Raw genomic sequence first — 15,614 nt, 5'->3', positions numbered from 1 at the left:
AACAATACTTTAAAATGGAGAAAATTAAAATATGGTTCAGGAAAAACTGGAGCACTGCGATACTTTTTGCATTCTTCGCCCTGCTGATGGTAAGTCTCGACGCAAAAGCCTGATTCATGGGCCAGATTATTTCGACCGAAATTATGAATTCCAATGTAAAAAAACCGAAACTGCAGCCAGTGATATCAAAATCCCTAAGGGCGAGGAAGTTTCTTTCCTTGAACGAAGAATAATAAACATAAAATCCGCTTCGGTTCGCTCTGTTTTCGGGCAGGAAGATTACGATTGTACAGAAACAGATTTTCTCTTTCTTTTAGGACCGGAATAAAAAAATGTTTCTTCGAGGGCTCGGGAACGTCGAGAACCTCAACAATAAAATATCTAACCATCGGAAACAGCGAGACTCCACTGAAAACGGACTGTTGCAGCGTAGCACTAAAATAGTTTACATTTACCTATTCTTAATCAAATAATTCCAATATGAAAAGAACCAAAATTACGCTTCTTACAGTAGCTGCCATGCTGATGTTTTCGTGCACAACACAACAAAACACGACCGCAGGAACTACTCCGCAGGAACAAACGGCGACGAAGGGACAAAACAGCATCGACCGTTTTGCCGACATTGAGGTGCTGCGCTACGACGTGCCCGGCTGGAACGACCTGACTCTAAAAGAGAAAGAATATGTTTACTACCTGAGCCAGGCCGGCTATGCAGGCCGAGATATCATCTGGGATCAAAATTATAAAAACAACCTGACCATCCGCCGTGCCCTTGAGCATATTTATCAGAATTACAAGGGAAACAAAACCACGGAAGACTGGAAGAATTTCGAGATTTACCTCAAAAGGATTTGGTTTGCTAACGGCATTCACCATCACTATTCCAACGACAAAATGAAGCCGGCATTCTCCAGAGCTTATTTTAACCAGCTTTTAAAAGAGACCAACACTCCTTTGAACACTGTTGTAGCGGACATTCTCTTTAATGATAAAGACAATAAAAAGGTCAACCTTGATCTGAATAAGGGGCTGGTGGAAGGTTCGGCTGTTAATTTTTACGGCGAAGGTGTGACGGCGGACGAAGCCGAACGGTTTTATGCCAACATGAAAAGTCCGGATCCAAAGCGTCCGCTTTCTACCGGGTTGAACTCCAAACTGGTGAAAGAAAACGGCAAGCTGAAAGAAAAAGTCTGGAAGAGCGGCGGCATGTACGGGGCGGCCATTGACCAGATTACTTTCTGGCTGGAGAAAGCACGTACGGTAACTGAAAACCAGAAACAGGCGAACGCATTGGCGCTACTTATCCAATACTATAAAACCGGCGACCTTAAATTATGGGACGATTATAACGTCGCGTGGGTGGATGCCACTGAAGGCAATATTGATTACATCAATGGTTTCATTGAAGTATACAGCGATCCGCTGGGACACAAAGGTTCCTATGAAAACATCGTGCAGATTAAAGACTTCGATATGTCCAAAAAGATGGAAGTTCTTTCAAAAGAGGCTCAGTGGTTTGAAGACAATACGCCCCTTCTGCCGCAACATAAAAAAAAGAATGTTGTGGGAATCAGCTATAAAACCGTCATCGTTGCTGCTGAATCCGGAGATGCCTCCCCAAGCACACCGATTGGTGTCAACCTTCCTAATGCAGACTGGATTCGGGCGGAACACGGCTCAAAATCTATTTCGCTGGGGAATATCATCGATGCCTATGACAAAGCAGCCGGTTCTGGACGCCTTAAGGAATTCGTCCATGACGACGAAGAACTCCGCCTCGCACAGAAATATGGTGAGCTGGCGAGCAAACTGCACACTGCACTGCATGAAGTGGTGGGACACGCATCAGGACAGATCAATCCCGGAGTCGGGACACCAAAAGAAACATTGAAAAGCTATGCTTCCACATTGGAGGAAGGCCGTGCGGATCTTGTGGGGCTTTACTTTCTCTACAATGCGAAAATTCAGGAACTGGGGCTGACTGATGACTGGAAAGGTGTAGGAAAAACTGCATACGACAATTACATCCGCAACGGACTTATGATGCAGCTGGTGAGGCTGGAACCCGGAGCCGATATCGAAGAATCACACATGCGGAACCGACAGTGGGTCAGCGCCTGGGTCTTTGAACAAGGAAAAAAGGACAATGTCATTGAGAAGGTGGTCCGCAACGGGAAAACTTATTTCAACATTACCGATTACGACAAGCTGCACGACCTCTTCGGCCAGTTGCTGCGCGAAACCCAGCGTATTAAATCGGAAGGCGATTATAACGCCGCCCAAAAGCTGGTCGAGAATTACGGCGTGAAAGTAGATCAGGCGATGCACACCGAAGTGCTGGCGCGGAATGCCCAATATAAGGAGGCTCCGTACCGCGGTTTTGTGAATCCCTATATTACGCCTGTAAAGAATGCTGCCGGAAAAGTCACCGATTACGTTTTAAAATATCCGCAGACCTTTGCGGAGCAGATGCTTCGCTATTCCCTAGAATACGGATTCCTGCCGGATCAGAATTAATAAGAAAGCCGTCTCAATGAAAATTGAGGCGGTTTCTTCTTTATTGAAACGCCAAAGGTGGAATTAAAAAAAGCAAAAGGGTTGCATGAAATTACGGATGTGTAACGCTAAAATTTCATGTTCTGAATCCTTACGGCATTGAAAATGGCAAGCAGCGCCACTCCAACATCCGCAAAGACCGCTTCCCACATGGTGGCTAAGCCTCCTGCTCCTAAAATCAGGACGATGGCTTTCACCCCGAAAGCTAAGGCAATATTCTGCCACACAATCTTTTTGGTCTGCTTACCGATGGTAATGGCCATCGGGATTTTAGAAGGTTTGTCGTCCTGAATGACGACATCTGCAGTTTCAATGGTAGCATCGCTTCCAAGCCCGCCCATGGCCATCCCGACATCACTTAAAGCAACTACCGGTGCGTCATTAACGCCATCGCCAACAAAAGCAACCGACTCGTTTCGAGCCTTAATCTCCTCCACTTTATTCACCTTATCCTCCGGCAACAAATCTCCGAAAGCATTCTCAATGCCTAATTCAGCCGCTACCGCTTTTACCACGGTTGATTTATCACCGCTGAGCATAGTGGTAGTGACTCCTAATTTTTTCAGTTTCTTTACTGTGTCTAATGCGTCCTCCTTAATCCGGTCTGCAATGGTAATATATCCCGCAAATTTTTCTTCATACGCTATGGCGATAACGGTTTCTACTATTTTATTAAGATTAACATCGTATTTTATATTAAATTTATCAAGAAGTTTAACATTTCCCACAAGTAATTTGTTTCCCTTATAAGTTCCCGTCAGACCATGTCCGGCTATTTCTTCTATATGATCAATAATCATCGTGTGATCCGGTTCTCCAAGGTAATCATGTATCGCTGTGGCTACCGGATGGGTTGAAGAGTTTTCAATGACGTTCATCAGTTTCAGGATGAAGTCTTTATCAAAATCAGGTTTGATATTCACCGTCTGCACTTTAAATACACCTTCCGTCATGGTTCCTGTTTTATCCACAACCACATTTTTAACTACTGCCAAAGCATCCAGATAGTTGCTTCCTTTAAATAAAATACCGTTTTTACTTGCCGCACCGATACCGCCAAAATATCCGAGCGGAATACTGATCACTAAAGCGCAGGGACATGAGATTACCAGAAATATCAGCGCCCGGTAAAGCCAGTCCTGGAAAATGTACTGATCCACAAAAAAATAAGGCAGCAGGCAGATGGCCGCTGCAAGAAGGACAACTATAGGGGTATAAAGCCGGGCAAATTTTCTGATGAAGAGCTCGGTGGGTGCTTTCTGTGCAGTGGCATTCTGCACCAGTTGGAGAATTTTTGAAAGTTTGGAATCAAAAAACTCCGTGTTCACTTCAATCTGGGCTACCGTGTTTAAATTAATCATGCCTGCCAGTACGGTATCCCCTTTTTGTTTGGTATCCGGTTTACTTTCCCCGGTCAGCGCTGATGTGTTGAATGAAGCCGTTTCAGAAATCAGAACTCCGTCCAGTGCCAGCTTTTCTCCGGGTTTCAACTGGAGAACGGACCGCAATGGCACTTCTGCAGCTTTTACGGTCTGCGGGCGACCTTCCACCAGAACAGTCACTTCGTCCGGACGCTGATCTAAAAGTTTCGCAATATTACCTTTCGCACGCTGAACAGCTAAAGTCTGGAATACTTCACCGACCGAGTAAAACAGCATTACGGCCACACCTTCAGGAAATTCCCCAATAGCAAAGGCTCCTGTGGTAGCAATGGACATTAAGAGGAACTCAGAAAAAATATCTCTGTTCATGATGCTCTCTAACGCCTCTCTTAGCACAGGCCATCCGACGGGGAGATAGGCTGCGGTATACCACAAGATCCGCACCCAATCTGTGAACCAGGGTTGCGACAACAGGTAGTCCATCATCAGGCCGGCCATCAAAATGACGAATGAAATTCCTGCTGGTAAAAACAGCTGAAAAGCGGACTTTCCTTCAGCATCATGCACGTGACCATCATCAGCGTTGTGTTCATCAACGGTCTGATGACCGTGTTTTTCAGCCTGTCTTCCGCCGGAAAGATCTAACGCTGAATCTGCAGCACAGCAGGCTTTATCGCCCAATGTAGCTCTTAACCTTTGGTCGGCAAGCGCATTGATTTTCTTTTCTTCCGTGCAGCACAACTGCTTCCCGTGCTTATCGTACGTATGTTGGTGTTTCATCTTGCAATCAATATAAAGTCTTTCACCAGGCTATCCCGGATAGGCTTGGTAGCAGGAGGCAGAAGGATGCTCATGTTTTCTGTCTCCATTCCGGAGACAATGCCCGGAACGCTGAATGTTAACCTACACAAAATCTGCCAAAGAAGGAGGTATTGATAAGAGCGTGCTTGATAAGGGAGGCAGATTAAAACAAAAAAGATTGAAAATGGGTTCATCGTCCCGAGGCACCAAGGTAAATCCTTATTTTTTCATTTTATTTGCTTATTTACTCATTTGCAAATTCGCCGACCACTGACCACCGCTTCCCTATTTCACCGTCCTTGGAATGTTGTGTGGTATTCTCGTGAGCAATTCATAATTCATCAGATTGCTCATTTCACAAAAAGAAGCAATGGTGATCACCTTCTCATCCTGATGCCCGATCAATACAACTTCGTCTCCTTTTTGGACATTTTGGATATGCGTAATGTCAACACACATTGCATTCATATTGATGATTCCACAAATGGGCGCTTCTTCTCCGCCAATTAATACTTTTCCTTTATTGCTTAAAGCTCTCGTATACCCATAAGAATAACCAACCGGAATGACCGCGATCGTCATGTCATTATATGCCTGATAACTGTTACCATACCCGATAAATTCTCCCTTTTCAACCTTTTTAACCGACATTACGGTGGTCTTCCATTCCAATAACCGGCTCAGTGCCTTACTGGTATCTAAAATGGAATCCTCTGTAACCTGATCACTATACCTGATCAAAGTTTCTTTATTAGACCAATAACCATACTGCATAATGCCCACTCTCACCATATTACTCATCGTTTCGGGATAATTCATCATCGCTGCCGAACATGCACTGTGAATGTATTCCGGATCTAAACCGTAAGATGAGATTTCCTCAACCGCCTTATTGAAATTCACGATCTGCTGCTGCACACGCTCATGGTTGACATAACTTTCTGAACCGGCATAATGCGTACAAACCCCTTTCAGGTAAATATGATCCTGATGAGCTTTTACGTAATTGCACACCTTTCTGAGATCACTCCGCTCAATCCCCGTTCGGTTCATGCCCGTTTCGATATCCAGATGAATAATGCATTTCTTATTCTGTGATTGTGCAACTTCTACAGCAGCCTCCAGGATTTCGATATCAAAAACAAAAAACTCCACCTCATTCGCTATCGCCCAGTGTAAGGATTCACCTGCCACCATCCCCATAATCATAATGGATACATTTTTTGTGAGTGTTTTTTTAATTTCAAAGGCCTCATCTGCAGCATAAACACCAAAGTAATCCACACCGCAGTCCGCAGCCATGGCGACGAAAGGAGCAATACCGTGTCCGTAGGCGTTGCCTTTCACAATACTGCAAAATTTGACCTTTTCACCAATGTGTTGGCGTATGAATTTCAAATTGTTTTGGTAAGCACTTTTATTGATGGTTAATGAGGTGGTTTCAAACATATTTTTTTACTTCAGTTGGTTTTTAATGAGAGAGGTGAAAATCGCAATCCCTTTCGGAATCAATTCATCGGGAAAATCATAATCAGGATTGTGGAGCGCGGGCTGATCTTCTCCCGAACCCAGTCCAAACATACAGCCCTTAAATTCTGTTGTCATGATTCCAAAATCCTCACCCCATTTGAAAGGAAAAGACTGTTCCAAAATATCCAGCGCTGCTGATTCCGCTGCATTTCTGACTGCATCGACACATGATTGATCATTTTCATTCGCATAAAAGTGAGCTAAAAACTCATGATCAAAAATTAAATGATGTTTTGTACAAACTTCTTTTGCCAATTGAATAACGTTACGCTCTAACTCCGCCAATCCTTCATTCGTCCAGCTTCTCAGCGTTAAATGAATTTCAGCATCACCAGCGGATATCCCGTAATCCTGACTGCCCATGGTTACATACACCGGTGTAATCAGTCTGAAGTCTGCTAATTCGGGATTATTATTCTGAAAGGTTTCCAGTCCGTTCAGGATTTCCGCAACGGCTAATGATGGATTCAGTCCTTTTTCAGGTTCAGCCGCATGAGAAGTTTTTCCTTTTATTTTAATGATGATGCTGTTCACTGCTGCGGTAAACGAGTTTTCCTTTACGACAATCTGACCTAAAGGATAGCCCGGCAGATTGTGTAAGGCATAGACCTCATCAAATTTCAAGCCTTTGAACCGCTCATCCTTCATGACGGCTTTGGCACCTTCCCCGTTCTCTTCGGCCGGTTGAAAGATCAGATGTACTTTTCCCCTTTTCGGTGGATTTTCGGACAGCCAGGCTCCGACACCGGCCAAGATGGTTAAGTGCCCGTCGTGCCCGCACTGATGTCCCTTTCCTTCATAAACGGATTTATAGTGTAAATCACCTTCCTCCTGAATGGGCAAACCGTCTAATTCTGCTCTGAACAATAATGATTTCCCCGGTTTTCCTGAATCAAAAGTAACCAGCACTCCTGTTCCGCCCACCTTTGTTTCGATATGGGAATGTTTTAAATCTTTAAAAAATGCCACCACTGCCGCAGCGGTGTTGACTTCTTCTCCGGAAATTTCCGGATGTTGATGGATTTGTCGGCGTAATTGAATTAACTGATCTAAGACTGGGTTTTTCATGATCGATGGGTTTGGGACTGACTCATTTTGAACTGCTGAATCATTGCAGAGGAAACCTCGCGCAATTTGTCAATAGAGATTCAAATATAACAAAAACCATAGCGGTTGAAGAAATCTGGAAATCTTCAGGTATAAAAAAATTGAATACATCGGCGGCTGGGCGAAGATGATGCCACCGGGAAGATATGCGGCAGTGAAAATAGTCAGAATGATATTTTGGTTTCGAACTGAAATGGGTAGGCATCAGACTGCCGGGAATCGTGATCCGGGTTAAGGATATGCGTTGAAAATGAACTGTGCGGCAACATCTTTGCTTATAAATTATCATGTTCAGGTGTAAAAATGCTTTTTTCTTTGTCATCTTACTCACTGTGGTATCCTGCGACGGATTTGTAAAAAACCTATTCGATACCTCCGAGCGTGCAAAATATGAGCGCAGCTTCAAGGGATCTGATAGCCTGATGACCCGATGGAAAACAGAATTCAGTACCGCAACACAAAATAACCTCATCATCACAGACGGATATTCCGCTTCTATCCCGGCAAGCGGACTGTATGCGCTGGGCTATTCCATTGAATTAAAGAAAGGAGATCAGTTAATGATTGAGGCCGAATTGGAAGATCCGGAAACCCTGATATTCATCGATGTCTATGAACAATCTTCCACAGCAGAACCAACCAAGACCAAACTTCTGAAGAATGGCCGCTTCAGCCGCTTCACCGAAAACAGTGGAATTCACAAAATGATCATTCAGCCTGAAATCGAATATCAGGGAAACTTTACGTTCAAAATCTACACGCAGCCCTCACTGGGATTTCCGGTGGCCGGAAAAGGCAACCGGGATGTGCAGAGTTTTTGGGGTGCCAGCCGAGACGGTGGCGGAAGGAGCCATGAAGGCATCGATATATTCGCCCGCAGAGGCACACCCGTTTTGGCGGTTACCAACGGTTATATTACGCAGACCGGGAATTCGGGACTGGGCGGTAAACAGGTTTGGCAGCGCGATGGCCTTCTTGGAAATTCGATCTATTATGCGCATCTCGACAGCATTATGGTGCAGGGCGGCACAAAGGTGAATACTGGGGATACCCTGGGACTCGTTGGCAGCACCGGAAACGCCGAAGGTGGTGCTCCTCATCTGCATTTTGGCATTTACACGAGAGGTGGAGCTGTGGATCCCTATCCTTACGTCCGCCAACGTGCGGTACCTGCTTATAAAAAATCTGTGATTTCCGGTGAAAAGTCGGTTAAAGCAGGTTCCAATCTGAGAGCAGGGCCCGGAACGCAGTATGAAACCCTCCGTATATTGGATCAGAAAACAACGGTGATGATTATCGCCGGCGATGGTGAATGGTTTCACATCAAAACCGACAAAGGCGTTGAAGGATTTGTGAGTGCTGCAAGGCTCGAATAATTCCGGATTTTTTAATGGGTAATGCTATTCTGCTCATCATTATTTCTGTTCATTTCAACCTAAAAACACAGGATTGACACACAAAAAACTATATGCTGATAACCAGCTTCGGGAACCGTTGATTTTCCCATGCATAAAAATTCACAACTTTAACTTCAGAAAGAAAGTGATACCTTATTCAGGCTGAAAATATAATAGAAATAAGGCGTATTTTTTACGATGATTTCGGGTGTAAGGATTTCGGTCATTTGTTTTTGGTGTTTTGTTTAATATCTATTCCTCTTAAAATTCTCCGCCTGCTCCAGCACATTCTTATACACCTCATCCTGTGTAATCGGCGGATAACCGAACTCATGTAGCTTCACAATGATCTCCATCTTCAGCTGAGCTTTAATGTCGTCTCTGTCGCTCCAATCCGGAAATCTCGTAGTGTCGTCTACAATTTTCTTAATTTCCCTGGCCAGCTCCAGCATTTTTGTTTTGTCGAACTCAAAACCATATTGCTTACACACCATATCCAGAATATCGTAGAAGGCTTTCTCTTCGTAGTTGATGCCGAGGTCTTCAAAAGATGCCATTTCGGTACGCAGTTTTAGAATTAAGTCGAGAATCTGTTCCGAAGTATCTGCCTGTATGGCGTCGTAATCCAGAAGGTCGGCTTCGCTGCGCTCGTTGTAGCTGTTGATGATTTTTTGCAGTCTTTCCGAAAACTCGATGCCTTTTACTTTGTTTACTTTCTTAAAATCAGTAATAGCCTGCTTCAGTAGCCGCTCAAGGATTTTGATCTTGGTATTCGGCATTTCAAGCGCGTTGATTTTCTCGAGGAATTTATCGTTAAACAAATTAATAGCATTGGCTTTGTTGTCATCCAGTTTAAAAATCTCTTCCACGCCTTCCGAAACGATGGCATCTTCTACCATTTTGCTCACTTTGGCATTCATCTGTGCGGTGTCGGGAGCTTCGCCTTTTGTTAGCTTGATGACAATCGATTTGATGGCAAAGTAAAAATGAATCTCATCGGTCTCGTTTTCATTAAAAATTTCCGAACCGCAGGTCAGGTTGTAAGCTGATTTCAGTTTTTTGGTAACATCCACAAAGAATTTCTCGGATTTTTCTGTGAACAGCACCAGTTCCGATGCACGGTTCAGGCAGTTAAGTTGTTCAATAGGTGATCCTGTAAAGTAATCGGTGCTGTCAAAGTCATAGAAAAACTGTCGCAGTAAATCCACCTGATCTTTTACAATAATCACCGCTTTGTCAAGGTCTTCAAAATCATCGGCTGCAGTGGTGTTATTGAATAAGCCCAAAGCGTGGTTCAGGTTTTTCTTGATGCCGATGTAATCGACAACGAGACCTTTGTCTTTGCCTTCAAATTTTCTGTTCACACGGGAAATCGTCTGAATCAGATTATGCGTTTGCAGCGGCTTATCAATATAAATCGTGTCCAAAAACGGAACATCAAAACCTGTGAGCCACATATCGACTACGATGGCAATTTTGAAGTTGGAGTGCATCTGTTTAAACTGTCTGTCCAGTTCTTTTCGGTCTTCTTTTGTTCCGAGAAGATTCCAAAGAATTTCTTCATCATCCTTGCTCCTTGTCATCACCATTTTAATGCGCTCAATGGGCTTAATTTCTTTCTGCTCTTTCTCGCTCAGATGTTCCGAAATGGTTTTCTCATTCCATTCAGGTCTAAGTCTGATGATTTCTTTGAATAATTTATAAGCAATCTCCCGCGAAGCACACACAAACATCACTTTTCCGGCAACAGTCGCTTTCTCCTCGATTCTTTTTTCATAGTGACTGATAAAATCCTGTGCAATGGCTTCTATCCTGTCTGGATCGCCGAGAATGACTTCCATTCTGGCAATCGCTTTTTGGCTGGCTTCCACGTGGTATTCCGAAGCACCTTCTGCAACCGCATTTTGATAATACTGTTCAATCTCCACCACTTTCGAATGGTTCAGATTGACTTTTGCAGCACGACCTTCATATACGAGGCGTACGGTGATTTCATCCACCACCGATTCAAACATCGTGTAGGAATCTACCACGGGACCAAAAACATCCAGCGTTTTATCAATCGGCGTTCCCGTAAAGCCTACATACGTCGCATTGGGAAGAGAATCGTGCAGGTATTTTGCAAAACCGTACGATTTTTTTACACCATCTTCATCAATGCGGACTTTCAAATCCAGATTCACCTGTGACCGGTGGGCTTCGTCGGAAATACAGATAATATTGTTGCGATCACTTAAAATCTCGCTGTCTTCTGCAAATTTCTGAACGGTTGTCAGAAAAACGCCACCACTTTCTCTGCCTCTCAGTCTTGCCCGAAGATCGGCTCTGCTTTCTATATTGATAATATTTTCATCGCCAATAAAATCCTTGGCATTGGTAAAATCCCTCGACAGCTGATCATCCAGATCTGTTCGGTCGGAGATAATAATGATGGTCGGACTTGCCAATTGCGTAGAACGCATCAGCAGTCTCGACAGATAAAGCATCGTATAACTTTTCCCGCAACCTGTCGCTCCAAAGTAGGTTCCGCCCTTTCCGTCACCTTCCGGTTTGCGGTGCTTTTGGATATTGCTAAACAGTTTGTTAGCAGCATAATACTGCGGATAACGGCAAAGAATTTTTTCTTCTTTTTTAGAAGTATCTGGAAACAGGATAAAGTGATGCAGAATATCGCAAAGCCTTTCCCGGTTTAGCATCCCGTGGACGATTGATGTGGCGGTATGAATGCCCGTCAGTGCTTTCTTTTCTTCGCCTGTTATTTTATGCCAACCGTAGAAGAAATCGTAAGGCGCAAACAGAGAGCCTGCTTTGTTGTTCACGCCATCGCTGATGATGCAGAACGCATTGTATTTCATCAGTTCCGGAATATCTCTTCGGTAGCGGATGCTCAGTTGTTTGTAAGCATCATAAATGGTAATCTCTTCTTCTATCGTTGTTTTAAACTCAAAAACCACCACCGGAATCCCGTTGATATAGATAATTAAATCGGGAATCCGTAATTCTTTTCCCTGAATCTCCAGCTGGTTCACAATTTTAAACCGATTGGTTTCCAAAAGACTGGTTGAATCTATATCGATGTATCGGATGTGCAAATCTTTTTTAGAAGGATTGTTTCTCTTAAAAATCAGACCGTCTGCCAAGAGTTTCCCAATGTATTTATTGCTGTCGTAGAGATTGGAAGCAGGTTGATACGCCAGTTCATTGATAAGAGTTTCCAGTTCTATCGTTTCCAAATCGGGATAACGCAACAGCAAAAAATTACTCAAATCTTCCCGAATCAAAACCTCCTGATTCGAAGCACGAAATACCTCCTTACCGTTCACGTATTCATAGCCTTCGCTTTTCAGGAGATGGATAAATGATTTTTCTAATTGGGATTCGGTGTATTTCATTTGTTTATAATAAATGTTGTAACTGTATTCTATTCCAAAAATCAATATCATTGATATTTGATTTTATATATGCTTTTACAAAAGCATCGTCCAGACTTTGAATATTAATATTTAATTTAGAGAAAATCGTCTCACTTAGTATTAGTGCAACTTCTCTCGGAATATTTAAGCTAATTAACTGTAGCGTTAACGATTTATATCCGCCCATTTCAATACAGCTTAAAATACTTGACTCTGAATTTTTAATGGAGTAAAAGGGCTTAAGCATTGAAGTTAAATCAAAACATATTTTCTTTTGTATTGTATCAATTTTTGAATCAATATTATTAGAGTCATTAAAATAATCACCTGAAAGTATTTTATTAAGTGGTTTTTCTCTCATCCAGTGACTAACTGTATAAAAAAAAGACTCCGACAAATCACCATCAAAATAATTGCTGTAATAATTAGGATACTTAGATTTTATTTGACCAACAAGCTTAAAAAAATGATGAGATAAATTGTTTTCATTAATATTAGTTGGAATAATAAAAGAATTTATATTTAAGTAGATATCATTTATTACTAGGGGGTCTATATATCTGTTTTTTAAACAGATTGTTGAAGGGACTTCGAGTTCTTTCTCAAGTTCATCTTTTATAAATTTTATATCCTCGTTTGTAAAATCAATACCAACAGAATTTAACCTTTTCACGCAATTCATACCGTGCTTTAAAATATTATATCTGATATAGGTTATTAGAAATTTACTATCCTTTCCAACATCACTTCGCAAGTTTTCATTACTCATATTATTGAATACCGCATCAGTTATATTTGATTTATTGCTCGTAAATATTTTACCATATCCACTCTGCAGATCTTTATTTTCATCTTTAAACAAATCACCTTGTTTTTCGGTTTGATTATCAAAAGCATTTTCGTCCAAAACAAAAGTTCTACCTACAAAATCTTTTAAAAGTCTTCCAGCACGTCCTCTTAAATTAGAAATCTCATAATTCGTTAGTTTCGGCATTTCACCCTGAATACTTCTTGTCGAGAGATATCCATTCCGCATTATAACATTTTGAGCCGGTAAATTTACACCTTGCATCAATGTAGTTGTACACACAATGGTGTCAATCATTTTCTCTTTGATAGCAAACTCTAAAACATTTCTTATGTGTGAAGGTACTTTTCCGTGATGGTATGCAATACCATTATTTAAAGTTTTACATAAATCATAATTAGGATGAACTGTATTAGAAACGTACTTTATTAAATCCTCTAATGACAGCTTAGAATTTGCAATTGCATTTTTATTTGCTAACTCTATGGCTATTTTTCGAGCAGTTCCAGAAGTTGGTGAGAAAATAATATTTGTACTATCAACTCCTAATTTATTGATGATGATACTTAGGTATGACAAATACTTATCATCATACTGTTTACCACCAATCTTGAGATAATCAGTATTTTGAATTTCAATTAAAGAACAATCGTTGTTAATCTGGGAGTATTGTTTAAAAAAGTACTTGTTTCCTTTTTTTAAAATACTATATGTGAAATTTGTCACAGGAGATGATATTGCACTCAACTCATTTGAGTTTACTTCTTGAAAAATATCAAATCCTAAACTTTTGAGTCCTGTTACACGTGGGCCACTGAAAATAATTAAATCAGGACTATAACTAAAACTTAACTCAATTAAACTGTCAAATAATATTTTTGATCTCTCATCTTTTTCATTTTCTAGGCGTTCAATATTTTGTATTTCGTCAACAATAAACGAATTAACATCACCAAAAGGTTTATCATTTTCGTTGTATGCGGAAATGGCTCTTTCTGGAGTTAGAACATAGATAATATTACTATTTCTGTTTTCATTGTATGTTGTCAGTATTTCATAATGATCTAAAGAAAACTCTTTGAGTTTATCGTGAAAGTCATTTACAACTTGATTAATCAAACTTAAAGTTGGTACAACATAAACAATATTTCCTCCTCTTTTGATAATATTATCTATGCATTTTAAAAGTATAACAAATGATTTCCCAGCAGAGGTTGGTGCAGATATTCCTAAAAACTTAGATTCAGTACTAATGTCCCAAATACTTTTTTGAAAATCCGTTAGAAGATATAGTTGATTATTTATAAAGATCTCATTTTTCAATTGATTCAGAGTTGTGCTTATTTGACTGATAAAGCTATGTAAGGCACTAAATGTATTATTTTCATTATTGTAATTTTCATCAACCATAATAGCTGATGGGGCAAATCCAATCCGCGATAAAACAATTACTAAAAACTGATTTAGCCCTGTCCAATGATTCTGTTTATAAGTATAGAGAATTGATGATAGAACAATCACAATTTGTTTCGATTCTTCGTCAGAATTTCTCGAATAATAATCTATTACACCAATGGCTTGATACAACCTATCTTCCGTAATTGCTATATCAGATTCTTCAATTAAACCCAATTTCATTGCTATTGCTTGGTGTTCAAAATTCAGCAAATAGCAGATTAAGTCATTGTGCTTATCAGTTTTGTTTAGTAAAAGTACCATTATGAACCAACTTTAGATTGAAATGCATCTAACAATACATCCAATTCCCAAATCGGGAAAACGATATAATTTATTCGAGTCAACAAAGCTTCATTTATAATTTTGAATTTTTCCTGATCAAAACTTTTGCAACGATTTTTTATGATTGTTTTTATTGCTTCTTTAATACTTTTTTCATTCTCTCCAGTAATTTTAGTAGTTTCATTGTAAACAACCATACAAACCAATTCAAATTTCACATCTGGTAATTTTCCTGCTTTGTATGTTTTAACAACATCTTCTAATTCAGGCTCTAAAAAATCATCATAGAGATACAAGTCGATTTCTTTATCTAACAAATCAAAAGTAGTTACAACACTGTTTAATGATGTTTCAAATGCTGAGCTGAAAGAATATTTGCTCTCATAACATTTAGATTCTCCTAAAATAAAAACATTATCATCTCCTTGTTTTTTGTAGTGGATAGCATCAGCTCCAAACCTTTCGTGACCAACAGAAGTTGTTATTCTCTGTTTTCTTAAAATAGGAACAGCTTTATAATAATGCTGTATCAAATTGAACAATAATAGTTCTCCAAATTGCCCTTGAGGATATCCTTTCCTAAATTTTTTATAAGCTTGATTGGTTAAAAAATTCGCCGCATTTCCGTAGTCACTAGTTTCAGCAAATCTCTTATCAAATAAATCTTTAGATTTACTATTGTTGTAAACCCAACTAACAACTGTGTTTGTTAATTCCGAAAGGAAATCGTCTTTTCTTTCTTTCAAATCTGTATAATTTATAGATAATCCATAATGGTCTTTCTTTGGTAGCGTTTCCAAATCTTCATAAAACCAATAAATATGATTTACCAATTTCTCAGTATTAGTTAGATATTTGTCCATAATTCAAACTTTCT

The 15,614-nt window shown here is 40.5% G+C and carries 9 protein-coding genes; 3 read left to right on the top strand and 6 right to left on the bottom strand.

Features of this window, described 5'->3' with window-relative positions; all coding sequences use genetic code 11:
• The first annotated feature begins 31 nt into the window (after positions 1–31).
• Both DQ356_RS06450 and DQ356_RS06445 read left to right on the top strand, forming a co-directional pair.
• The gene (locus DQ356_RS06450) at positions 32–328 is read left to right on the top strand and encodes a hypothetical protein (protein ID WP_114303654.1); all 297 of its coding nucleotides are present in this window, start codon (positions 32–34) and stop codon (positions 326–328) included.
• 152 nt (positions 329–480) lie between these two features.
• Entirely contained in the window at positions 481–2,520 is a 2,040-nt protein-coding gene (locus tag DQ356_RS06445) for a dipeptidyl-peptidase 3 family protein (protein WP_114303653.1), read from the top strand.
• 107 nt (positions 2,521–2,627) lie between these two features.
• On the opposite strand, the gene DQ356_RS06440 is transcribed toward DQ356_RS06445, so the two are convergent.
• The 3 genes from DQ356_RS06440 to DQ356_RS06425 form a co-directional block, all read right to left on the bottom strand.
• Complete coding sequence (locus DQ356_RS06440; protein ID WP_114303652.1) at positions 2,628–4,721, bottom strand: heavy metal translocating P-type ATPase; 2,094 nt, start codon at positions 4,719–4,721, stop codon at positions 2,628–2,630.
• 306 nt (positions 4,722–5,027) lie between these two features.
• A complete protein-coding gene (gene alr, locus DQ356_RS06430; protein WP_114303650.1) occupies positions 5,028–6,191 on the bottom strand; it encodes an alanine racemase in 1,164 nt (387 codons plus the stop codon).
• A gap of 6 nt (positions 6,192–6,197) precedes the next feature.
• Complete coding sequence (locus tag DQ356_RS06425) at positions 6,198–7,340, bottom strand: amidohydrolase (protein WP_114303649.1); 1,143 nt, start codon at positions 7,338–7,340, stop codon at positions 6,198–6,200.
• Positions 7,341–7,666: 326 nt separating this feature from the next.
• Here DQ356_RS06425 and DQ356_RS06420 point away from each other — a divergent pair, with 326 nt between their 5' ends.
• Complete coding sequence (locus DQ356_RS06420) at positions 7,667–8,755, top strand: M23 family metallopeptidase (RefSeq protein WP_114303648.1); 1,089 nt, start codon at positions 7,667–7,669, stop codon at positions 8,753–8,755.
• 266 nt (positions 8,756–9,021) lie between these two features.
• Here DQ356_RS06420 and DQ356_RS06415 read toward each other — a convergent pair whose 3' ends face one another.
• The 3 genes from DQ356_RS06415 to DQ356_RS06405 are packed head-to-tail and all read right to left on the bottom strand — an operon-like array spanning position 9,022 to position 15,600.
• A complete protein-coding gene (locus DQ356_RS06415; RefSeq protein ID WP_114303789.1) occupies positions 9,022–12,168 on the bottom strand; it encodes a type I restriction endonuclease subunit R in 3,147 nt (1,048 codons plus the stop codon).
• A 4-nt stretch (positions 12,169–12,172) separates the two neighbouring features.
• Positions 12,173–14,716 carry a DEAD/DEAH box helicase gene (locus DQ356_RS06410; protein ID WP_114303647.1) on the bottom strand — a complete coding sequence of 848 codons (2,544 nt, stop codon included), beginning with the start codon at positions 14,714–14,716 and terminating at the stop codon, positions 12,173–12,175.
• On the bottom strand, positions 14,716–15,600 hold the full coding sequence (locus DQ356_RS06405) for a HamA C-terminal domain-containing protein (protein ID WP_114303646.1): 885 nt from the start codon (positions 15,598–15,600) through the stop codon (positions 14,716–14,718). Before DQ356_RS06405 ends, DQ356_RS06410 begins: the two co-directional genes overlap by 1 nt.
• Positions 15,601–15,614 lie beyond the last annotated feature (14 nt).

Source organism: Chryseobacterium lacus, assembly GCF_003336205.1.
Taxonomy (GTDB): Bacteria; Bacteroidota; Bacteroidia; order Flavobacteriales; family Weeksellaceae; genus Chryseobacterium_A; species Chryseobacterium_A lacus.
Note: the sequence above shows the minus strand (reverse complement) of the source record. Positions and strands in the feature narration are given on the sequence as shown.

What these genes read in the sequence shown, in the direction of transcription:
- DQ356_RS06450 (WP_114303654.1), top strand. Translation starts at nt 32, where the DNA reads ATGGTTCAGGAAAAACTGGAGCACTGCGATACTTTTTGCATTCTTCGC.
- DQ356_RS06445 (WP_114303653.1), top strand. Translation starts at nt 481, where the DNA reads ATGAAAAGAACCAAAATTACGCTTCTTACAGTAGCTGCCATGCTGATG.
- DQ356_RS06440 (WP_114303652.1), bottom strand. Translation starts at nt 4,721, where the DNA reads ATGAAACACCAACATACGTACGATAAGCACGGGAAGCAGTTGTGCTGC.
- alr (WP_114303650.1), bottom strand. Translation starts at nt 6,191, where the DNA reads ATGTTTGAAACCACCTCATTAACCATCAATAAAAGTGCTTACCAAAAC.
- DQ356_RS06425 (WP_114303649.1), bottom strand. Translation starts at nt 7,340, where the DNA reads ATGAAAAACCCAGTCTTAGATCAGTTAATTCAATTACGCCGACAAATC.
- DQ356_RS06420 (WP_114303648.1), top strand. Translation starts at nt 7,667, where the DNA reads ATGTTCAGGTGTAAAAATGCTTTTTTCTTTGTCATCTTACTCACTGTG.
- DQ356_RS06415 (WP_114303789.1), bottom strand. Translation starts at nt 12,168, where the DNA reads ATGAAATACACCGAATCCCAATTAGAAAAATCATTTATCCATCTCCTG.
- DQ356_RS06410 (WP_114303647.1), bottom strand. Translation starts at nt 14,716, where the DNA reads ATGGTACTTTTACTAAACAAAACTGATAAGCACAATGACTTAATCTGC.
- DQ356_RS06405 (WP_114303646.1), bottom strand. Translation starts at nt 15,600, where the DNA reads ATGGACAAATATCTAACTAATACTGAGAAATTGGTAAATCATATTTAT.